Annotated in this window: 17 protein-coding genes; 13 read left to right on the top strand and 4 right to left on the bottom strand. The window is 70.2% G+C overall.

Translation table 11 applies throughout. From position 1 onward, the window contains the following. Nucleotides 1–69: 69 nt before the first annotated feature. The 4 genes from ACWEF6_RS32380 (at nt 70) to ACWEF6_RS32365 (ending at nt 4,069) form a co-directional block, all read left to right on the top strand. Nucleotides 70–570: a DUF4232 domain-containing protein gene (locus ACWEF6_RS32380; protein WP_449686410.1), complete on the top strand. Its 501-nt coding sequence runs from the start codon at nt 70–72 to the stop codon at nt 568–570. A 90-nt stretch (nt 571–660) separates the two neighbouring features. Further along, nucleotides 661–1,515 carry a HalD/BesD family halogenase gene (locus ACWEF6_RS32375; protein WP_449686405.1) on the top strand — a complete coding sequence of 285 codons (855 nt, stop codon included), beginning with the start codon at nt 661–663 and terminating at the stop codon, nt 1,513–1,515. A gap of 11 nt (nt 1,516–1,526) precedes the next feature. Next, entirely contained in the window at nt 1,527–2,336 is an 810-nt protein-coding gene (locus ACWEF6_RS32370) for a class I SAM-dependent methyltransferase (RefSeq protein WP_449686404.1), read from the top strand. After that, complete coding sequence (locus ACWEF6_RS32365; protein WP_449686403.1) at nt 2,333–4,069, top strand: choline/carnitine O-acyltransferase; 1,737 nt, start codon at nt 2,333–2,335, stop codon at nt 4,067–4,069. Before ACWEF6_RS32370 ends, ACWEF6_RS32365 begins: the two co-directional genes overlap by 4 nt. Nucleotides 4,070–4,101: 32 nt before the next feature. Here ACWEF6_RS32365 and ACWEF6_RS32360 read toward each other — a convergent pair whose 3' ends face one another. Beyond that, nucleotides 4,102–4,884 (bottom strand): class I SAM-dependent methyltransferase, encoded by a 783-nt coding sequence (locus tag ACWEF6_RS32360; protein ID WP_449686402.1) that lies wholly within the window; start codon nt 4,882–4,884, stop codon nt 4,102–4,104. 198 nt (nt 4,885–5,082) lie between these two features. Between ACWEF6_RS32360 and ACWEF6_RS32355 the strand changes: the two genes are divergently transcribed. The 7 genes from ACWEF6_RS32355 (at nt 5,083) to ACWEF6_RS32325 (ending at nt 15,574) form a co-directional block, all read left to right on the top strand. Next, entirely contained in the window at nt 5,083–7,329 is a 2,247-nt protein-coding gene (locus ACWEF6_RS32355) for a discoidin domain-containing protein (RefSeq protein WP_449686401.1), read from the top strand. Nucleotides 7,330–7,335: 6 nt separating this feature from the next. After that, nucleotides 7,336–9,516: a discoidin domain-containing protein gene (locus ACWEF6_RS32350; protein ID WP_449686400.1), complete on the top strand. Its 2,181-nt coding sequence runs from the start codon at nt 7,336–7,338 to the stop codon at nt 9,514–9,516. Between the two features lie 77 nt (nt 9,517–9,593). Then, nucleotides 9,594–10,601 carry a LacI family DNA-binding transcriptional regulator gene (locus ACWEF6_RS32345; protein WP_449686399.1) on the top strand — a complete coding sequence of 336 codons (1,008 nt, stop codon included), beginning with the start codon at nt 9,594–9,596 and terminating at the stop codon, nt 10,599–10,601. Between the two features lie 181 nt (nt 10,602–10,782). Continuing rightward, on the top strand, nt 10,783–12,159 hold the full coding sequence (locus ACWEF6_RS32340; RefSeq protein ID WP_449686398.1) for an ABC transporter substrate-binding protein: 1,377 nt from the start codon (nt 10,783–10,785) through the stop codon (nt 12,157–12,159). Beyond that, nucleotides 12,137–13,105, top strand: coding sequence for a carbohydrate ABC transporter permease (locus ACWEF6_RS32335; protein WP_449686397.1), 969 nt, complete (start codon nt 12,137–12,139; stop codon nt 13,103–13,105). The genes ACWEF6_RS32340 and ACWEF6_RS32335 overlap by 23 nt, the downstream gene beginning before the upstream one ends. Continuing rightward, the gene (locus ACWEF6_RS32330) at nt 13,102–13,971 is read left to right on the top strand and encodes a carbohydrate ABC transporter permease (RefSeq protein WP_449686396.1); all 870 of its coding nucleotides are present in this window, start codon (nt 13,102–13,104) and stop codon (nt 13,969–13,971) included. The genes ACWEF6_RS32335 and ACWEF6_RS32330 overlap by 4 nt, the downstream gene beginning before the upstream one ends. Before the next feature lie 31 nt (nt 13,972–14,002). Next, entirely contained in the window at nt 14,003–15,574 is a 1,572-nt protein-coding gene (locus tag ACWEF6_RS32325; RefSeq protein ID WP_449686395.1) for a glycoside hydrolase family 13 protein, read from the top strand. A gap of 49 nt (nt 15,575–15,623) precedes the next feature. On the opposite strand, the gene ACWEF6_RS32320 is transcribed toward ACWEF6_RS32325, so the two are convergent. Further along, nucleotides 15,624–16,004 (bottom strand): VOC family protein, encoded by a 381-nt coding sequence (locus tag ACWEF6_RS32320; RefSeq protein WP_449686394.1) that lies wholly within the window; start codon nt 16,002–16,004, stop codon nt 15,624–15,626. Between ACWEF6_RS32320 and ACWEF6_RS32315 the strand changes: the two genes are divergently transcribed. After that, nucleotides 16,003–16,611 carry an MmyB family transcriptional regulator gene (locus ACWEF6_RS32315; RefSeq protein WP_449686393.1) on the top strand — a complete coding sequence of 203 codons (609 nt, stop codon included), beginning with the start codon at nt 16,003–16,005 and terminating at the stop codon, nt 16,609–16,611. The genes ACWEF6_RS32320 and ACWEF6_RS32315 overlap by 2 nt on opposite strands. Here ACWEF6_RS32315 and ACWEF6_RS32310 read toward each other — a convergent pair. Further along, nucleotides 16,506–17,840 (bottom strand): LVIVD repeat-containing protein, encoded by a 1,335-nt coding sequence (locus tag ACWEF6_RS32310; protein WP_449686392.1) that lies wholly within the window; start codon nt 17,838–17,840, stop codon nt 16,506–16,508. The genes ACWEF6_RS32315 and ACWEF6_RS32310 overlap by 106 nt on opposite strands. A gap of 104 nt (nt 17,841–17,944) precedes the next feature. Between ACWEF6_RS32310 and ACWEF6_RS32305 the strand changes: the two genes are divergently transcribed. Continuing rightward, nucleotides 17,945–19,390, top strand: coding sequence for a peptide ABC transporter substrate-binding protein (locus tag ACWEF6_RS32305; protein ID WP_449686391.1), 1,446 nt, complete (start codon nt 17,945–17,947; stop codon nt 19,388–19,390). 368 nt (nt 19,391–19,758) lie between these two features. Here the strand turns inward: ACWEF6_RS32305 and ACWEF6_RS32300 are convergent, their stop codons facing one another. Beyond that, complete coding sequence (locus tag ACWEF6_RS32300; protein ID WP_449686390.1) at nt 19,759–20,637, bottom strand: bile acid:sodium symporter family protein; 879 nt, start codon at nt 20,635–20,637, stop codon at nt 19,759–19,761. Nucleotides 20,638–20,662 lie beyond the last annotated feature (25 nt).

Raw genomic sequence — 20,662 nt, 5'->3', positions numbered from 1 at the left:
GGTGGCGGGCGCCTTCCGGGGCGCCCGCTACCCTTCCGGCGCATGGGGGTTTCCCGCTTCGCACCACTTCTGTTCGTAGCGCTTCTCGCGGGTTGTGACAGCCAGCCACCCGCGCCGCCGGTACCCACGCCGACGCCGAGCCCGACGTACGGACCGCCGCCGTCGACCGGACTGTCGCTTTCGGTCGGTCAGGTGGAAGCGGGCCTCGGGCACCGCGCCAGTGTCCTCACACTGACCAACCGGGACACCGTGCCGCGCAAGGTCACCGGCTACCCGGACCTGAAGGTCCTCGCGGGCGACGGCACCGCGCTCGACGTCCGGGTGCTGCACGAGACGTCCTACTTCGCCGCCGATCCGGGGCCGCAGGACCTGACTCTCCAGCCGGGTGAGAAGGCGCTTTCGGTGCTCGCCTGGTCGGCGACCGTCACCAGCGGCGACCAGCACACCGGTGCCGCGATCGCGGTGGTCCCGATCCCCGGGGAGCCCGAGCAGAAGCAGCCCCTGGAGACGGACCTCGGCACCACCGACACCGTCAAGCTCAGCGCGTGGGCCACCGAAATCGGCAACTGACCACTTTGTGTCACCGCTCACAAACCGACGGTTGGCCGGCGGGCTTCTGTGCTACCTCTGTTCCTTCACCCGCCGGAAGGGACCTCGACGATGAGCACCTCCGTAGCGCCACTGGAAATGGTCGACACCGACCGCTACCCGCTCACCGAACCGGACAGTCCTGCCTGGCGCGAGGTCGTCGGCCGCACCCGCGCGGAGCTGGCCGACGCCGGCTGCAGCGTGCTCCCCGACTTCATCCGTGCCGAGCTGCACGACGTACTGCGCGCGGAGTGCGCCGCGCTCGAACCGCACGCGTACACCAAGATCGAAAAGGTCAACGCCTACAACACCGCGATCGACGAGCCGCTGCCCGAAGACCACCCCGGCCGGACGATCATGGAACGCGGCAACGCCTTCGTCGCGCGTGACCGCATCCCGGCCTCGGCGATCATCAACCGGCTCTACACCAGCCCGGTGTTCCGCCGGTTCGTCGCGGACTGCTTCGGGCGGCCGGAGCTGCACGAACTCGCCGACCCGCTGTCGGGGCTGACGCTCAACGTGATCGCGCCCGGCCGCGCGCACCCGTGGCACTTCGACACGAACACCCACACCGTCAGCATGCTGACGCAGGCCGCGGGCGCCGGCGGGATCTTCGAGTACTGCCCGAACATCCGGTCCGCCGCGGACGAGAACTTCGCCGCCGTGCGCTCGGTGCTCGCCGGCGACACCCGGCTGGTCCGGCGCCTGGACCTGCGGCCCGGTGATCTCCAGCTGTTCAAAGGTCGCTTCGCGTTGCACCGGGTCAGTACCGTGGAGGGCGCGATCGCGCGGCACTCCGCGATCTTCGCCTTCAGTGAGCGTCCCGGTGTGATCGGCAGCGCGGAGCGGACGCGGCAGCTGTTCGGCCGCGTCCTGCCCGCCCACCTCGCGGAGCGGACCGCCCGCGGCGACGAACTGCTCGACTAGGAGCCTGGCCCGTGCCTTTCGACTCGACCGGCAAGATCTCGTTCGACCACATCTACACCGCGGCCGACCCGCGTCCGTTCTTCGGCACGCTGAAGCGCGTCGGCTACGGCATCCCACAGCTGGCGAAGCCGTACTTCGCGCGGTTGTTCGCCGAACACCCCGCCGAGCAGCCGACCGTGCTCGACGTCGGCTGCTCGTACGGTGTCAACGCGGCCTTGCAGCGCTGCGAAGCGACCATGGACGACCTCTACGCCCACTACACGGACCCGGCCGTGCGCGCGCTGGACCACGCGGCGCTGGTCGAGGCGGACCGGAAGCGCGTACGCACCGGCAACCCGCGGTTCTACGGCCTGGACAGCTCGGCCCCGGCGCTCGAATACGCGCTTTCCGCCGGCTTCCTGGACGAGGCGCTCCACGCGGACCTCGAACGCGACGACCCGGACAGCACGCAGCAGAAGCTCCTGGACGACGTCGACCTCGTCATCTCCACCGGCTGCGTCGGGTACGTCACCGAGAAGACCCTCACCCGCGTCGCGCGCGGCGCGCGGCCGTGGATGGCGCACTTCGTGCTGCGGATGTTCTCCTATGAGCCGATCGCCGAGAGCCTCGCCGAGCTGGGGTACGAGACCACGAGCGTCGACGGCGTCTTCCGGCAGCGGCAGTTCGCCTCCGCCGAGGAGCAGGAACAGATCCTGGACACCCTGAGCGCGGCCGGCGTCGACCCCACCGGACTGGAGTCCGACGGGTGGCTCTACGCCCGGCTGTATGTTTCCCGTCCTGCAGGCTTGGCCGAACTCGAACTCCCCGACCCAGAAGGATGACCGTGAGCAGTCCGGAATGGTCCACCCGCACCTTCGGCAACGAGGACCGGCTCCCCCGCGTCCCGCTCCCCACGCTGGAGGACAGCTGCCGCCGCTTCCTCGAGTGGTGTGCCCCGCTGCTGACGCCGGACGAGCTGGCGGAGACCGAAGCAGCGGTCGCGGAGTTCCAGGCGGGTCCCGGCCCGGAGCTGCACGCCCGGCTCGAGGAGTACGACCGCTCGCCCGGCGTGCGCAGCTGGCTCGACACGTTCTGGCCGTACCGCTACCTCGGCCGCCGCGACCGGATCGCGCTCAACGCGAACTTCTTCTTCCTGTTCCAGGACTCCCCGCTCGGCCAGGTGGAACGCGCGGCCGAGCTGGCCGCGTCCGCCGTGGACTACAAGCTGCGGCTCGACGACGAGTTGGTGCCGCCGGTACTGCTGCGCGGCACGCCGCAGTCGATGGTGCAGCACAAGTTCCTGTTTTCGGCGACGCGCATCCCGGGCGAAGTACTCGACACCGCGCGCACCCGGTACCCGTCCGGCGAGCGGCACATCGTCGTGTTCTCGAAGGGCACGCCGTTCCGGATGGACGTCATCGCCGAAGACGGCCGCCCGCACTCGCCCGCCCAGATCGCCGACGGGCTGCACGCGATCCTCAAGGACGACCACCGCGCCGACGTCCCGGCCGGTCACTTCACCACGAAGGCCCGCGCCGAGTGGGCGGCTTCGCGGGCCGCGCTGTTCGAAGCCGGCAACGCCGACGCGCTCGAGACCATCGAAACCGCGTTGTTCTGCTTGTGCCTGGACGACTTCACGCCGTCGAACGCGCTGGAGGCCGGCGACCGGCTGCTGTACGGCGACAACCGCTGGTACGACAAGGCCGTGTCGCTGATCGTGTTCGAAGACGGCACCGCGGGCATCAACGTCGAGCACTGCGAACTCGACGGCACCACGATCCTCGGCTTCACCGATGCCATCCTGAGCGGCCCGCGCGCGGAACGCGAACCGGCTGACGGGGTCCCCGGCTACGAAGTCGTCGAGTTCAAGCTGACCGGCGAACTCCGCGAAGACGCGCGCGCCGCTGGAGCCGCCTACCAGGCGTACGGGGAGGCCACCGCGACGCAGATGGTGTCGTTCGACTTCGGCGCCAACCGGGCGAAGGAACTCGGGATGTCCCCGGACGCCTTCGCGCAGATGTCGTACCAGCTGGCCCACCGCCGGGCGAAGGGCCTGACCGGCGCGACGTACGAATCGATCGCCACCCGGCAGTTCCAGAACGGCCGGACCGAGGCCATGCGCGTGGTGACACCGGAGGTCGTGCGCTTCGCCGACGCCATGACCTCCGACGCCTCCGCGGACGAAAAGCGCGAAGCGTTCCGCGCCGCGGCGGCGAAGCACGTCGCCCGCGCGAAAGAATGCCAGGCGGGGGACGCGCCGGAGCAGCACCTGTGGGAGCTGCAGTTGATCGGGAAACGCCGCGGCGACACCGAAACGCCGGCCCTGTACACCTCTCCCGGCTGGCTCAAGACGCGCGACGACTACCTGAGCACCAGTTCGGCGCCGTCGGTCAACATCCAGTACTTCGGGTTCGGCTCGACCAGCCCGCAGTGCATCGGCATTGCGTACGTGCTGCTGCCGGACCGCTGGAACATCTACCTGAGCACGCCGAAGCACGTCTCGGCGGAGATGTACCGCTTCGCCGACGAACTCGCTGTCGCGGTGCGGGAGCTGCAGGAGCTCCTGGCCGAGTAGGCGGCGCAGCCGGGCGGGCGAACCCGCGGTACTCAGGCCGTGGGGTTCGAGACGACGAGCACCAGGGAGCCTTCGAAGGTCGGCTGTTCGCGCAGCCGGCCGTAGCGGCGCTCCCACGTCCCGTCGTCGAGGTCGTGTTGCAGCTCCGCGGCGAAGCGGTGGTGCACGCGGTCGTCGACGAAGCTCCACGCCGAGCACGACAGCCGGGCGCCCGGGTCCAGCAGGCGTTCCGGGCGGGCGTAGTAGGCCTCGTTGAAGCCGTCGGTGCAGTCGATCGGGATCGGCACCGGGACGATCGAGGTGTGGCCGCCGAGGCCGTCGGCGATGTCGTCGACCGACGGGTAGCGGCGGGCTTCGGTCTCGATCACCTCGGGTGCGTAGTCGAGCAGCCAGAAGCGGCGCAGCAGGTCCGGGTCGCAGGTCAGGATCGCGATCGGGCCGCGGGTGACGCGGCGCAGCTCCCTGAGGCCGGTCCACAGGTCGTTCCACTGGTGCACGCTGAAGGTGCTCATCGCGCCCTCGAACGCCCGGTCGCCGAACGGCAGCTTCTCGGCGACCGCGTCCACCGCCGGCGGCAGACCCGCCGGCCGCTGCGCGCGCATCGACGCCGACGGTTCGACCGCGGTCACTTCGCGGTCTTCGGGTTCGTACGCACCGGCGCCCGCGCCGACGTTCAGCACCGTCCGGGCCTCGCCCAGCGCGTCGAGGATGTACCGGCCGATCCGCGGATCCGGCTTGCGGTAGTCGGTGTAGACCCCGCCGATGGCGCCGTAGTCGGCGTCCCCGGCGCTCCCGTCCGCACGTCGCTGGCTCATGCCGGAAAACTATCAGCGCGGGGCGGCGGCGGAGGCGTTGCTCCGCCGGTCGTAAGCAGCCGTCGGACATGCAGCCCAGTCGTCAATTCCTGTCGCAAACTTGCGTAAGTTCGTTCGACTATTGCGATTTCTTGTCCGAGATTCGTATGATCCCGATCACAGAGGTCCCCACCAGCTGCGGAAAGGCCAGTGCTGCCCATGTCTCCCAGCTCTGTCTTCAGTGCGCCCAAATTCAGATTCGGCGCTCTCGCCCTCGCCGTCGTCACGGCGGCGGGCGTCACCATCGCCGCGGTTCCGGCCGGCGCGCTCGCCGCCGCCCGCGGCGCCTCCGTCCCCTTCCTCGAACAGGAAGCGGAAACCGCGGCGACGAACGGGTCGGTCATCGGCCCGAACCGCGCCGCCGGCACCCTCGCCGGCGAAGCCTCCGGCCGGAAGGCGGTGACGCTCTCCGGCCAGGGCCAGTACGTCGAATTCACCCTCACCGCACCGGCGAACTCGATCGACGTCCGCTACAGCGTCCCGGATTCGGTCAACGGCACGATCTCGCTGTACGTCGGCGGCTCGCACAGCCGGGACATCGCCCTGACGTCGAAGTGGGCCTGGTACTACGGCTCGTACCCGTTCACCAACAACCCGGGCGACGGCCACGCGCACCACTTCTACGACGAGACCCGCGCGCTGCTCGGCACGTCCTACCCGGCCGGCACCAAGATCAGGCTGCAGGTCGACGCGGGCGACGTCACCCCGGTCACCGTCGACCTCGCCGACTTCGAGCAGGTCGGCGCGGCCGCCGCCCGGCCCGCGAACTCGGTGTCCGTCACCGACTACGGCGCCACCGCGAACGACGCCGGCGACGACGCGGGCGCGTTCGACGCCGCCGTGGCCGCGGCGCGCAGCCAGGGCAAGGAGGTCTGGATCCCGGCCGGGACCTTCACCCTCGGCCACCACATCACCGTCGACCAGGTGACGATCCGCGGTGCCGGACCGTGGTACTCGGTGCTGACCGGGCCGCGTGCCGGGATCTTCGGCAAGGGCGAGCCGGCGAGCTGCGGAACGCCGACGTATCCCGGAAACCCTGCCGTCCCCGGCACCAGCAGCGCGGTCAAGCTGTTCGACTTCGCGATCATCGGCCAGGTCGACGCCCGCGTCGACTGCGACCAGTCCAACGCCATCGGCGGCGCGCTCGGCGGCGGCTCGGTCGTGCAGAACCTGTGGCTGCAGCACACGAAGGTCGGGCTGTGGCTCGACGGGCCGTTCGACGGGCTCACCGTGTCCGGCAACCGGATCCTCGACCAGACCGCCGACGGCCTGAACCTGCACCAGGGCATCAGCAACACGCTGGTGACGAACAACTTCCTGCGCAACACCGGCGACGACGGCCTGGCGATGTGGTCCGAGCACGACGCCGACCACCACAACACGTTCTCCTTCAACACCGTGCTGCTGCCGATCCTCGCCAACAACATCGCGGTCTACGGCGGGCACGACAACACCGTGTCCGACAACGTCGTGGCCGACAACCAGGACCAGGGCGGCGGCCTCCACGTCGCGAACCGGTTCAGCGCGGTGCCGCTGTCGGGCACCACGACGGTCGCGCGCAACACCGCCATCCGCACCGGCGTGCTCGACTCGAACTGGCAGTTCGGCGTGGGCGCGCTGTGGTTCGACGGCCGCGACTCCGCTATCACCGGCCGGATCGACGTCACCGACCTCGACCTGCAGGACAACAACTACGAGGCCATCCAGTTCATCGACAGCGCGACCACGGACGTGCACTTCACCAACGTGCGCATCACCGGCGCGGGCACGTTCGCCTGGCAGATCCAGGCCAAGCCGACGGGGTCGGTGAAGAACGTCGTCGCGACCGGGGTCGGCCGCGCGGGTGTCTACAACTGCATGGGCCCGGACGCGATGGCGGGTCTCGCCGACCAGGGCGGCAACTCCGGCTGGACGACGACGTACTGCGGCTCGTGGCCGGCACCGGTGTACGGCTCGGACAACGGCGGCACGACGACCACCACCCCGCCGCCGACCACGACGACGACCCAGCCGGGCGGGAACCTGGCGCTGCACAAGAACGTCAGCGCGTCCGGTTCGCAGGGCGGTTTCCCGCCGGGCAACGCGGTCGACGGCGACGCGAACTCCTACTGGGAGAGCACGAACAACGCGTTCCCGCAGTCGCTGACCGTCGACTTCGGCAGCACGGTCACTGTCTCTCGGCTGGTGCTGAAGCTGCCGCCGTCCTCGGCGTGGGGCACCCGCACGCTGACGATCTCGGTCGACGGCGTCAAGGCCGCGGCGGGCTACCCGTTCAACCCCGCGTCCGGCAATTCCGCGACCGTGACCTTCCCGGCGACGTCGGTGCGCACGCTGCGGCTCACCTTCACCGGAAACACCGGCTGGCCCGCCGGGCAGCTGTCCGAACTCGAAGCCTATTCCTCCTGAGAGGTGATGACGATGTCCCGCATCCCGGCGTTGCTCGCCGCCGCGCTCGCCGCGTCCGGCCTGACCGTGCTGTCCGGCGCCACCCCGGCCGCCGCGGCGACCTGCCCGACGACGGCGTCCGGCGGCGCGAGCGTGCCGTTCCGGACCGTCGAGGCCGAGTGCTCGGCGACCAACGGCTCGGCTGTCGGCCCCGACCACACCCAGGCGTCGATCGCCTCGGAAGCGTCCGGGCGGCAGGCGGTCCGGATCACGACCGGCCAGTACGTCGAGTTCACGCTGCCCGCCGCGGCCAACTCGATCAACGTCCACTACAACGTCCCGGACGGCTCGTCCGGCCGCCTCACGGTGTCGGTCAACGGGACCAGGCTGGCGCTGCCGGTCACCTCCCGCTATTCCTATGTGGACACCGGCTGGATCCCCGGCGCGAAGACGCACCACTTCTTCGACGACGCCCGGCTGCTGCTGGGCCAGAACCTGGCGGCGGGCGCGAAGGTGCGCGTGCAGGCCGACTCCGGTGACGTCGGTCAGGCGACCATCGACCTCGCCGACTTCGAGCAGGTCGGCGGCGCGGGCACGAAACCGGCGAACGCGCTGTCGGTGACCGACTACGGCGCCACGGCGAACGACTCGTCGGACGACTCGCAGGCGTTCCGCAACGCCCTTTCGGCCGCGCGCTCGCAAGGGCGTGAGGTGTGGGTGCCGTCCGGGCGGTTCGAAATCGGGTCGGCGCTGCAGATCGACCAGACCACGGTCCGCGGCGCGGGTCAGTGGTACACCGTGCTGCACGGCAACAACATCTTCAACAACGGCAGCGCGTCCGGGAACATCAAGCTCTACGACTTCGCCGTGTTCGGTGACGTGACCGAGCGCAACGACGGCAGCCCCGACAACGCCTTCCACGGCGTCCTGGGCACCGGCTCGGTCGTATCCGGTCTGTGGATCCAGGACACGAAATGCGGGCTGTGGCTGATGAACGGCGCTTCGTCGAACGTCACCATCGAGAACAACCGCATTCTCGACACGCAGGCCGACGGCGTCAACTTCGACGGCGCCGTCACGAACTCGACGTTGCGCAACAACTACCTGCGCAACAACGGCGACGACGGCCTCGCCCTGTGGTCCAACGGCCAGGCCGACTCGGGCAACTCGCTGGTGAACAACACGGTCGTGCAGCCGAACCTGGCCAACGGCATCGCGTTGTACGGCGGCTCGAACAACACCGTGAGCGGCAACCTCGTCCAGGACACCAACGCCCTCGGCGGCGGCTACCTGGTCGCGAACCGGTTCAGCTCGGTACCGCTGTCCGGCACGGTGACGCTGTCGAACAACACCGCGCTGCGGGCCGGCGCGCTCGACCCGAACTGGCAGTTCGGCGTCGGCGCGCTCTGGTTCGACGCCCGCGACCAGGCGATCACCGGCGTGACCATCCGCGTCACCGGCTTCACCGCGATCCAGAGCCCGTACGAGGCCATCCAGTTCATCGACGGCAACGGCGCGGGGAAGCCGATCCAGGGCATCACCATCGACGGCGTCACGGTGCAGGGCGCCGGCACGTTCGTCGCGCAGTCCCAGACGCAGGGTGCGGTGTCGATCAGCAACCTGACGGCGTCCGGCGTCGGCGTCACCGGGACGTACAACTGCCCGTACCCGACGTCGATCCCGCGCATGACCTTCAGCGGCTCGGGCAACAGCGGCTGGACCGGCACCTGGGGCGACTGCTCGACCTGGCCCGCGCCGAACTCGGGCCCGCCGCAGCCCCCGCAGTCCGGCACCAACCTGGCGCGCGGCAAGGCGATCGGCGCGTCCGGCTCGCAGGGCGGCTTCCCGCCGTCGAACGCGAACGACGGTGACGCGAATTCGTACTGGGAGAGCACGAACAACGCGTTCCCGCAGACGCTGACGGTGGACCTCGGCGCGGCGGCGTCGATCAACAAGGTGACGCTGAAACTGCCGCCGTCCTCGGCGTGGGGCGCGCGCACCCAGACAGTGACGATCTCAGGCAGCACCGACGGCGGCGCATACACGACGCTGGTGGGTGCGCGCGGCTACACGTTCGACCCGGCGTCCGGCAACACGGCGTCGGCGTCGTTCGCGACGACGTCCCAGCGGTTCGTGCGGCTGACGTTCACCGGCAACACCGGCTGGCCCGCCGGTCAGGCGTCGGAGTTCGAGGTCGCGGCCGCGTAGTCTCCGAGCCCGGACCGGTGTCGCCACCGGTCCGGGCTTGTCTTACTTTTGCGCCGAGTTGCTGTAAAGTTTCGACTATGACGCGTCGTCTTGCCGAAGTCGCCCGCCAGGTCGGGGTCAGCGAAGCCACGGTCAGCCGGGTGCTCAACGGCCGGTCCGGGGTGTCCGCCAGCACCCGCGCCGCCGTGCTCACCGCACTGGACGTGATGGGCTACGAGCGGCCCACCCAGCTCCGCGGCGAGCGCGCCCGGCTGGTCGGGCTGGTGCTGCCGGAGCTGCAGAACCCGATCTTCCCGGCGCTGGCCGAGATCATGGGCAACGCCCTCGCCCAGCAGGGGTTCACGCCGGTGCTCTGCACGCGGACGGCGGGCGGGGTGTCCGAGGCGGAGTACGTCGAGCTGCTGCTGCAGCAGCAGGTGTCGGGTGTGGTGTTCGCCGGCGGCCTGTACGCGCAGGCGGACGCGGTCCATTCGCACTACCACCACCTGGTCGAGCGCCGGCTGCCGACGGTCCTGATCAACGCGGCGGTCGACCACCTCGGGCTGCCCCAGGTGTCGTGCGACGACGCGGTGGCGGTGGAGCAGGTCGTCGGGCACCTGAGTTCGCTCGGGCACGAGAAGATCGGCTTGGTGCTGGGCCCGTCGGACCACGTCCCGTCGCAGCGCAAGCTCGAGGCGTTCCGGTCGTACGCGGCGAAGCTGGGCCTGCCGGTGCTGGACGAGCTGGTCGAGCACGGGATGTTTTCGATCGAAGGCGGCCACGCGGCGGCGGCCCGGTTGTACCCGCGAGGGGCGACGGCGGTGCTGTGCGCGAGTGACCTTTTGGCGTTGGGCGCGGTGCGGGCAGCGCGGCGGCAGGGGCTGTCGGTGCCGGAGGACATTTCGGTGGTCGGATACGACGACTCGGCGTTGATGAACTGCACCGACCCGCCGTTGACGACGACGCGCCAGCCGATCGAGGCGATGGGGCGGGCGGTGGTGGAACTGCTGGTCAAGCGGATCAACGGCGGCGAGGTGGCGGCGGAGGAGCTGCTGTTCGCGCCGGAGCTGGTGGTGCGGGGCTCGACCGCGCGCCGCATCGACTGACGTCCGACCCCTGAGAGGCGCGACGGCTCGCGAGCCGTCGCGCTTTTTCGCGCGCTCACGCTGCCGCGCGTCCTGTTCGTAACTTGCAACTTCTCGTCGCCTTATTGCGCCGATCCGGTCTACCACTTTAGAGTGACCGCAATCACGTGACAGCCGTCGCGACCCCGAGAAGAGGCTTGAGATGAGCAGTCCCTGGTCCAGAACCGCCACCCGACGGATGTTCTGCCTGCTCGCCGCCGGCGGGCTTGCCCTCACCGCCGCCGCTTGCGGAGACGGCGACACCGCCGCCCAGACCGGTGGCAAGGTGAAGATCACCGTCACCGGGCAGCCGCCGACCAGCCAGCCGTTCGAGCGCAGCGTGTTCGACGCCGACGTCAAGGAGTTCGAGGCTTCGCACCCGAACATCGACATCGATCCGCACGAAGGCTTCATGGACCCCAAGACGTTCTCCGCCAAGCTCGCCGGCGGGCAGCTCGAAGACGTCTACTACGTCTACTTCACCGATCCCGCGCAGATCATCGCCCGCCACCAAGCCGCCGACATCACGGAAGCGGCGAAGAGCGTTCCGCACGTCAGCGACATCAAGCCGGAACTCCTCGACAACTTCCGTGACTCCAGCGGCAAGCTCTACGGCCTGCCCACCATGAACTACACGATGGGCCTGCTCTACAGCCGCCCGCTGTTCCAGAAGGCCGGGCTCGACCCGGACAAGCCGCCGCAGACCTGGGACGAAGTGCGCGAAGCCGCGAAGAAGATCTCCGCGCTCGGCAATGGCGTCGTCGGGTACGCCGACTACAGCAAGAACAACCAGGGCGGCTGGCACCTCGCTGGCTGGCTGTACTCGATGGGCGGCGACATCGCCCGCAAGGACGGCGACAAGTGGGTCGCCGACTTCGCCAACGAGAAGGGCAAGCAAGCCCTGCAGTACCTGCACGACATGCGCTGGACCGACAACTCCATGGGCGCCAAGCAGCTGCTCGAAGCGCAGGACGTCCAGCGCATGATGGGCGCCGGCCAGCTCGGCATGTACATGGCCGCCCCGGACAACGTTCCCGTGCTGGTCAAGCAATTCAACGGCAAGTACGAGGACTACGGCATCGCGGGCATGCCCGGCGGCCAGGGCACCCTGCTCGGCGGCGAGGGCTACATGATCAACCCGAAGGCCTCGCCGGAGAAGGTCAAAGCCGGCCTCGAGTGGATCCAGTGGAAGTACCTCAACCCGGACCGCTTCGAGAAGCACATCCAGCAGTACGTCGACGGCAAGCAGCCGGTCGGCCTGCCCGCCGAGCCGACCCCGGACGTCTGGACCGGCTCGGTCCGCGAGCAGCAGCTGGCCCTCAAGGCCAAGTACGCCAACGTCCCCGCCAAGAACTTCCAGTCCTATGTAGACACCACCAGCAAGATCAAGGGCAGCATCGAGCCGCCGAACGCGCAGCAGATCTACGCCGCGCTCGACAGCGTCATGCAGGCCGTCCTCACCGACCAGAACGCCAACCTCGATCAGCAGCTGTCGTCGGCGTCGTCGAAGGTCAACAGTGTCCTCGCCCAGGTCAAGTAGCCTGCTCGCCTGGCCCGCGGCGAAACCGTCGCGGGCCGGGCGCCCGGCCGCAACGGCGGCGAACCGGACCCGGCTGAAGCGCAAGCTCAAGGAGAACGTCACCGCGTACGGCCTGCTCAGCGCCGCACTCGTGGTGTTCGCGCTGTTCTCCTGGTACCCGATCGTGCGCGGGGTGCTGCTGAGCTTCCAGCAGGTCGACTTCGTCAACGCGCCGACATGGGTCGGCTTCGACAACTTCACGCGGCTCTTCGAAGACCCGCTCTTCGGTGTCGCCTGGCGCAACACGCTGCTGTTCACCGGGCTCGCGCTGGTCTTCGGTTTCGCCGTCCCGTTCCTCACCGCGGTGCTGCTCAACGAACTCCGCCACGCCAAGGCGTTCTTCCGGCTCGCCGTCTACCTGCCGGTGATGCTGCCGCCCGTGGTCACCGCGCTGATGTGGAAGTGGTTCTACGACCCGGGTCCCGGCCTGTTCAACTCCGCGCTCGGCGCGGCCGGCCTCCCCGGCGGCCAGTGGCTGGACTCGAGCGGCACCGCGATGCTCAGCCTGGTGTTCGTCTCGACGTGGGCCAACATGGGCAGCACCACGCTCATCTACCTCGCCGCGCTCGGCACAATCCCCGGCGAGCTCTACGAAGCCGCGGAGCTCGACGGCGCCGGGCTGTGGAAACGCCTGCGGCACGTGACGTTCCCGCAGACCCGGTTCGTCCTGCTGGTGCTCCTGCTCCTTCAGGTCGTCGCGACCATGCAGGTGTTCACCGAGCCGTACGTGATGACCGGCGGCGGCCCGGACGACTCCACGGTGACCGTGCTCCTGCTGCTCTACCGGTACGCCTTCGTCTACAACGACTTCGGCTCGGCGAGCGCGATGAGCCTGCTGCTGTTCGTGGCGCTGGGCGTGTTCTCGGCGTGGTACGTCCGGCTGACGCGGAAGGCGGACCAAGCATGAGGACCCTCGTCTCCCCCGGCGCGCTGCGCAGCCCGCGCGGCAAGGTCGTCTACGCCGTCGTCTTCGCCGGCACGCTCGCCGTGTTCATCCTCGCCTTCATGTTCCCGCTCTACTGGGTCGTGACGGGCGCGATGAAGTCACCGCAGGAACTGGCGCAGACACCGGCGACGCTCGTCCCGCGCGAGTGGCACCCGGAGACCTTCGCCGACGCCTGGAGCCAGCTCAGCCTGGGCAAGTACTTCCTCAACACGCTGATCGTCGCCGGCGGCGCGTGGCTGGCGCAGCTGGCCATCGACGTCCCGGCCGCGTTCGCGCTGTCGAAGCTGCGGCCGAAATTCGGCAACGTCGTGCTCGGGCTGATGCTGGCCACGCTGATGCTGCCGGCCACGGCGTTGCTCGTCCCGACGTACGTGACGGTGACGGACCTGCCGCTGCTGCACCTCAACCTGATCAACTCGCCGGCCGCGGTCTGGCTGCCCGCGGCGGCGAACGCGTTCAACATCTACCTGCTGAAGCGGTTCTTCGACCAGATCCCCGACGAGCTGATCGAGGCGGCGCGCATCGACGGCGCCGGGCCGGTGCGCACGCTCTGGCGGATCATCTTGCCGATTTCGCGGCCGATCCTGGCCGTGGTGTCGATCCTCGCGGTGGTCGCCGCGTGGAAGGACTTCATCTGGCCGCTGCTGGTGTTCCCGGACACCGAAAAGCAGACGCTTTCGGTGATGCTGCAGCGGGTGGCGATCGACATGCCGCTCAACGTGCTCGTCGCCGGGATGGTGCTGGCCAGCCTGCCGATGGTGGCGCTGTTCCTGGCCTTCCAGCGGCAGATCCTCGCCGGGCTGACCGCCGGCAGCATCAAGGGCTGAGTTTTCCACGACGACCAGAAGGGGCACCTACGTGACCGACAAGACCGGCTGGTGGCGGAGCGCGGCGATCTACCAGGTGTACATCCGCAGCTTCGCGGACGGCAACGGTGACGGCGTCGGCGACCTCGCCGGCGTCCGCGCCCGGCTGGACCACCTGGCCGACCTGGGGATCGACGCGATCTGGTTCACGCCGTGGTACCCGTCCCCGATGGACGACGGCGGCTACGACGTCGCCGACTTCCGCGACATCGAACCGCTCTTCGGCACCCTCGCCGAGGCGGAGGACCTGATCGCCGAAGCCCACACCCGGGGCATCCGGGTGATCATCGACATCGTGCCCAACCACTGCTCCGACGAGCACCCCTGGTTCCAGGCCGCGCTGGCCGCGGGCCCGGGATCGCCGGAGCGGCAGCGGTTCTGGTTCCGCCCCGGCCGCGGCCCGGACGGCAGCGAGCCGCCCAACAACTGGAAGTCGCGCTTCGGCGGGTCCGCGTGGACGCGCGTCCCGGACGGCGAGTGGTACCTGCACCTCTACAGCTCCCGCCAGCCCGATTTCAACTGGGACAACCCGGAGATCCGCACGGAGTTCGAGGACGTGCTGCGCTTCTGGTTCGACCGCGGGGTGGACGGCTTCCGCATCGACGTCGCCGACGGCCTGGTCAAGGACCCGCACCTGCCCGACGTCGACGACGGCGACGAGACGCCGTTCTCCGACCAGGAAGGCCTGCACGAGATCTACCGCTCGTGGCGCAAGATCGCCGACAGCTACGGCGGCGAGCGGGTGCTGGTCGGCGAGATGTGGCTGCCGGACATGTCCCGGGCGGCGCGCTACCTGCGCCGCGACGAGCTGCATTCGGCGTTCAACTTCGACTTCCTGGTCTGCCCGTGGGACAACAAGCGCTTCCGGGACGTGATCGACCGGACGTTGAAGGCGCACGACGAGGTCGGCGCCCCGGCGGCCTGGGTGCTGTCGAACCACGACGTCACCCGCCACGTCACCCGCTACGGCCGCGAAGGCGACACGGGTTTCTCGTTCGCGAACCGGCTGCACTCGGCCCCGGTCGACCTCGGGCTGGGCACCCGCCGAGCCCGCGCGGCGGCGCTTCTGACGCTCGCCCTGCCCGGCGGGCTGTACGTCTACCAGGGCGAGGAGCTGGGGCTGTGGGAGGTCCTGGACATCCCGGACGAGCTGCGCCAGGACCCGGTCTTCGCCCGCACCCGCGGCACCGACCCGGGCCGCGACGGCTGCCGCGTGCCGATCCCGTGGTCGGGGTCCGAGCCCCCGTTCGGCTTCGGCAGCGGCGAAGCCTGGCTGCCGCAGCCCGCCTCGTGGCGGGACTACACCGCCGAGGCGGAGGCAGCGGATCCGGCGTCGATGCTGTCCCTATACCGCACCGGGCTCCGGCTGCGGCGGGACTTCCCCGCGGCCGAGCTGGAATGGCTCTCGCTGGGGGAAGGCGTGCTGGCGTTCCGGCGGGGGTTCACGTTCGCGCTGAACTTCTCCCCGGAACCGGTGCCGTTGCCGCCGGGCGAAATCCTGCTGGCCAGCGGCGAAGTCACCGACACGCTGCCGACGGACACCGCGGTCTGGCTGCGGCAGTAGAGGACACCGGAGGCCGCCGCCGAGCCGGACCGCGGCGGCCTCCGGCGGCTCACCCGACGCGCTCGGACAGCTCGAACATGTTGCCCCACGGGTCGCGAAAGAACGCGAGCCGCGCGCTGATGTCGGCGATCTCGAACGGCGGGTTGACGATTTCGACGCCGCGCTTGCGCAGCTCGGCCAGGGTCTCGTCGACGTTGGCCACCGACAGGCAGACGTGGTTGTAGCCGTTCACGGCCAGGCTCGCGTCGACGTCGCCGAACTGCGGCTGGGCCGCCGAGTATTTCCAGTCCTGGGCGGGCGGCAACACGTAGGCCAGGGTCAGGTCGCCGTACGGCCAGACCTGCAGGACGCGCCAGCCCATCGTGTCGACCCAGAACGCGCGGGCCGCCTCGAAGTCGGGGTAGCGGATCCCGGTGTGGTACCCACGCATGGAAGCGAACGGCGACTCGGGGTCCTGCGGCGGGGTGGCGGGCAAAGGCATGATCTTCTCCGGGGAACGCGGTGATCGGACGCTTCCCATTACGGCCGGCCCGGGGCCGCCCGGCCGCCACGCCGTGCCCGCTCCCCCGCGCGCCCGGCCCGCGTTGCGGTCGATGATCGGTGCGTTGGCCGTGCCGGCCGTCATCCACGGCCCGCACCTGGAGGTGCTCGCGATCAACCACGCGGGCAAGGCGCTGCTGGCGGACTTCGAGGCGATGCCGCCGGCGGACCGCAACACGGCGAAGTGGATGTTCCTCGACCCGCGGGCCCGGGTGGTGTACCGCGACTGGGCGCGGATCGCCGCCGGCGTCGTCGCCGTCCTGCGGTCCGGCCCCGCGGACGACGCACTGGCCCGGCTCGCCGGGGAATTGTGCACGCGGTCGGCGGAGTTCGCCGCGCTGTGGGCGGAGCACCGGGTGGCCGAGCCCCAGCACGGCGGCCCCGGCCCCGGCTACTTCGTGAGCTGCAGGACGTCGATGCCGCGGGTGTTGTCGGCCACGTACACGTACTTCCCGTGCCAGTACGGCGCCCACGCGCTCGCGTCGGCCGGGCGGTAGTAGGCGATCTGCCGCGGGTTCGTCGGGTCGCTGACGTCGAGGAACCGGGTGCCCTGCGCGTAGAACGACTGGACCAGGATCTTGCCGCGGACGTCGAAGTAGTGCGCCGAGCAGTCGTCGGAGGCCGGGTCGCTGCCCTCCTGGCCGTTGACGCTCCACGTTCCGACGCTCGGCAACCGGAACGGCTGCTCCGGCGTCGAACGCCAGCCTTCCCCGTGGTAAGAGCCCTTCAACGACGAGATCGTCAGGACGCCGTCGCCCGCGCAGCCGTCGACGAAGTTCTCCTCCGTCGCGTAGATCAGGTCCTGGCCGCGCCACGCGCCGTCGCCGATGCGGTGGCCGGCCGGGTGGAAGCTGTTGTGCATGAACCGCGAGGGCGCCGCCGTCTCGGCGATGCCGCCGCCCGCGTACGGGATCGGCTCGTGCGCCGTCGCGCGGCGGATCTTGCCGGACAGCGGGTCGCGGTGGATGCCGGACGTCCAGTAGCCGCGGACGCCGCCGCGGCCGGACACCCAGGCCACGCCGTCGGCGTCGACCTGCACGTCGTGCACGTAGTCGGTCTTGCCGTCGTTGCGGGCCAGCTCGATCGGCTGCGGGTTCACCTTCGGGTGCTTCGGGTCGCGGATGTCGGTGACCCAGATCGGGCGCCCGCCCCAGTCGGCCGGCTGGTCGTCGGCCTTGGCCGGGCCGCCGGTCCAGAGGTAGCGGCAGCCGTCGACGCAGCTGGTGGTGTGGCCGGCCGGCACCTTCACGTAGCTGAGGATCGCCGGGGCCTCGGGCTTCGAGACGTCGACGACGTAGATGCCGGACTCGCCGGTGTGGGTGGTGCCGCCGTAGGCGCGCGGGTCGCGGGACAGGAAGACCAGCTTGCGGTCCTGGTCGACCTCGGTGTCCTCGGTCTCCCACAGGCCCGGCAGGCTGACTTGCCCGACCAGCTTCGGCGCGGCCGGGTTCTTCGTCAGGTCGTAGACCTTGAGCCCGAACTCGCCGGACACGACCATGACGTCCCGGCGGCCGTAGTCGAGGAAGCCGATCGAGATGGCGCCGGCGGCGTCGGGCACGTTGCCGACGGCCTTGACGTTCTTGATCGCGCCCGGATCACCCGCCGTGCGGGCGGCCGGGGTCGCGGGCTTGTCGTCCTCGCCGCAGGCCGCGGCCGGCAGCCCGGTCGCGACCAGCGTGGCGCTGACGGTGACGGCGGCGAAGCACGACCGCAACCAGGTGCGCACGCGAAACCTCCCAGAACGCTCCGAGCGTGACCCACCGAACGGTACGACGGAGATCAACCGGACACAACCGTCTTTCGTTGCCTCCTGACTGATAAGACTGGCGCATGCGCCTGTTCGTCCTGCTCACTGTCGTGGTCCTCGCCGTCACGGGCTGTTCGGGATCCGGCCCCGCCCGGCCCGGGGTGCTGACCGTCGGCATCCGGGAGCCCGCGACGCTGCTGCCGGCCGACCTCGCCGACCAAGCGGGCCGGCTGGTGACCGGCGCGCTGTGGACGCCGCTCGCCGACTACGACGCGGCGTCCGGGAAGGTCACCCCGCGCGCGGCGGCGTCGATCGAGAGCACCGACCGGGTGCACTGGACGGTCAAGCTGCGGCCCGCGACGTTCCACGACGGCACCCCGGTCACCGCGCAGTCCTATGTGGACACCTGGCGGGCGGTCGCGGCGGCGCACTGGGTGTCCTCCCCGGTGCTGACGAAGCTCCTGCGCGCCCGCGAGATCAAGGCGGCGGCCCCGGACACGATCGCGCTGACCCTCGACCGGCCGTCCGGCCAGGTGCCCGCGCTGCTCGCCGCGCCGGGCCTGGTCCCGCTGCCGGCCTCGGTGCTCGCTTCCGGAGATTGGGACGGTTTCGCGATGGCGCCGGTCGGCAACGGCCCGTACCGCCTGGACGGCGGCTGGCACCCGGGCTCGGGCGGCACGCTCAAACGCGTCGGCACCGGGAAGGCCGAGGAGATCGAGCTGCGGGTCGGCGAGCCGGCGGCCCAGTACGACGCGGTCAAGACGGGCACGCTCGACCTGGCGACCGAGGTCCCGGGCGAACGGCACGAGGCCATGCACGGCGACTTCGCCGACCGCCACGCGTCTTGGGCCCTGCCCGAGGCGGGCTACCTGGCGTTCCCGGTGGGCAACCCCCGCTTCGCCGACGCAACGGTCCGCCACGGTTTCGCCCTCGGTGTGGACCGGGCGGCCCTGGAGGCAGGCCCGCTCGCGCACCAGGTCGATCCGGCCAAGGCGATGCTGCCGCCCTCCGACGCCCCGGGCGAGCGCACGGGCACCTGCCGCCCCTGCAGCTTCGACGCGGCGGCCGGCAAGGCCCTGTTGAAGCAGGCGGCCTTCCCCGGCGGCGCAACCGTCTACTTCGGACCCGGCGCGGAGGCGTGGACGCGCACCCTGGTGGTCGGATTGCACAAGGCACTGGACGTTTCCGTGACGGCACAGGCCGCCCCGGGCACGGGCCGGCTCGACGGACCGGCCACCCTGGACGTCAAACTGGCCACGGCGAGCCCGTACGAACTGCTGTCCCGCCTGGCGGCGGAGTCGGGCTACGCGGACGAGGTCTTCCGCCAGAACCTGGCCCTGGCGGACGCGGCGGCCACCCCGGAGGAGGCGGGCGAGCTGTACCGCCTGGCGGAGAACCAGCTCCTGCGCGACCTGCCGGTGGCGCCCCTGTGGACCGGCCACGGCCACGCGGTCTGGGGCTCGCGGGTCCACGACGTCCCGGCCACGCCGTTCACCGGCCCGGTCCTCGCGGGGATCGGCGTCTCGTGAGCTGGGAACCGGCGTCCCTGCGTTGCCGGAGTGAAATCCGGGTCGGGAAAGTCGGCGAGGTCACTACGGAGGTCACCGAAGTGCACGGGCGGCCGCCGATCAGGTGCACCTTCACCTCACCGCGCTCGATGAGCCGCGCTGTCGGTGACCAGTGCCGCCCGTCGGCGGCCGCGCCGTGGCGGATCCAGTTCATGCTGGACAAGGCCGAGGGCGACGAGTGGGTCTCCCGCCGCAACCCCGCGGTGCGCCGCCGGATCGCGTCGCTGGGCGGCGTCTCGGCCGGTGGAATCCCTTACCTGGCGGGCGCCGCTGGCTCGCGGAAGCCCTCGACGAGGACCATCCCTGGCGTCACCGGCTCGGGAACGACCTCAGACGCCCGTGACGCTCATGACCTTCGAACGCTTGCGGCTCAACGCGTAGGCGGCCAGCGCGGCGGGCACGAACATCACCGAGCCGTAGACGCCGGCCGGGACCGCCATCGCCTCGCTGCCGAGCACCGACATGGCGACGGTGATGGCCAGCGCGGCGTTGTGGATGCCGATCTCCATGGCGGACGCGATCGCCTGCTGCCGCTCGACCCGCAGCAGCCGCGGCACGCCGTAGCCGATCGCCAGGCTCAGCACGGAAAGCAGCAACGCCACCGGCGCGAGCGTGTCGGCGTTCTCCAGCAGCAGCTTGAAGTTCCCGATGATGGAGAACATGATCGCCAGCGCCAGCACGACGATCGACGCGATCTTCACCGGCTTCTGCATCTTCTCGGTCCAGGCGAGGGAGCGGTGCCGGACCCACATGCCGATCGCCACCGGGACCAGCACGAACACGAACACCTGCACCAGCTTCGCGGGCTGCAGCCCGACCGACGCGTCGCCGGCCATGAACCGCGCCATCGACAACGCGACCACCACCGGCAGCGTGAACACCGCGAGCACGGAGTTGATCGCGGTCAGGGTGATGTTGAGCGCGACGTCGCCACCCGCGAGGTGGCTGAACAGGTTCGCCGACGTCCCACCGGGCGAGGCGACGAGCAACATCATGCCGACGGCCAGCACCCCGTTGAGCCCGAACAGCACGACCAGCCCGTAGCAAAGGGCCGGCAGCACGATCATCTGGCACACCAGCGCCACGATCGCGGCCTTGGGATACTTCAGCACCCTGGCGAAATCGGCCGGGGTCAGCGACATGCCGAGGCCGAACATCACCAGCGCGAGCGCCGCCGGCAGGAAAATCGAGACGATCTGCGCACCCATCCGAACCTCCGCGAGTCCCAGGCGA

It is taken from the genome of Amycolatopsis sp. NPDC004772 (assembly GCF_053601215.1).
This window is presented reverse-complemented; position numbering and strand designations above follow the sequence as displayed.

What these genes read in the sequence shown, in the direction of transcription:
- ACWEF6_RS32375 (WP_449686405.1), top strand. Translation starts at nt 661, where the DNA reads ATGAGCACCTCCGTAGCGCCACTGGAAATGGTCGACACCGACCGCTAC.
- ACWEF6_RS32365 (WP_449686403.1), top strand. Translation starts at nt 2,333, where the DNA reads ATGACCGTGAGCAGTCCGGAATGGTCCACCCGCACCTTCGGCAACGAG.
- ACWEF6_RS32360 (WP_449686402.1), bottom strand. Translation starts at nt 4,884, where the DNA reads ATGAGCCAGCGACGTGCGGACGGGAGCGCCGGGGACGCCGACTACGGC.
- ACWEF6_RS32355 (WP_449686401.1), top strand. Translation starts at nt 5,083, where the DNA reads ATGTCTCCCAGCTCTGTCTTCAGTGCGCCCAAATTCAGATTCGGCGCT.
- ACWEF6_RS32350 (WP_449686400.1), top strand. Translation starts at nt 7,336, where the DNA reads ATGACGATGTCCCGCATCCCGGCGTTGCTCGCCGCCGCGCTCGCCGCG.
- ACWEF6_RS32345 (WP_449686399.1), top strand. Translation starts at nt 9,594, where the DNA reads ATGACGCGTCGTCTTGCCGAAGTCGCCCGCCAGGTCGGGGTCAGCGAA.
- ACWEF6_RS32340 (WP_449686398.1), top strand. Translation starts at nt 10,783, where the DNA reads ATGAGCAGTCCCTGGTCCAGAACCGCCACCCGACGGATGTTCTGCCTG.
- ACWEF6_RS32330 (WP_449686396.1), top strand. Translation starts at nt 13,102, where the DNA reads ATGAGGACCCTCGTCTCCCCCGGCGCGCTGCGCAGCCCGCGCGGCAAG.
- ACWEF6_RS32315 (WP_449686393.1), top strand. Translation starts at nt 16,003, where the DNA reads ATGGAAGCGAACGGCGACTCGGGGTCCTGCGGCGGGGTGGCGGGCAAA.
- ACWEF6_RS32320 (WP_449686394.1), bottom strand. Translation starts at nt 16,004, where the DNA reads ATGCGTGGGTACCACACCGGGATCCGCTACCCCGACTTCGAGGCGGCC.
- ACWEF6_RS32305 (WP_449686391.1), top strand. Translation starts at nt 17,945, where the DNA reads ATGCGCCTGTTCGTCCTGCTCACTGTCGTGGTCCTCGCCGTCACGGGC.
- ACWEF6_RS32300 (WP_449686390.1), bottom strand. Translation starts at nt 20,637, where the DNA reads ATGGGTGCGCAGATCGTCTCGATTTTCCTGCCGGCGGCGCTCGCGCTG.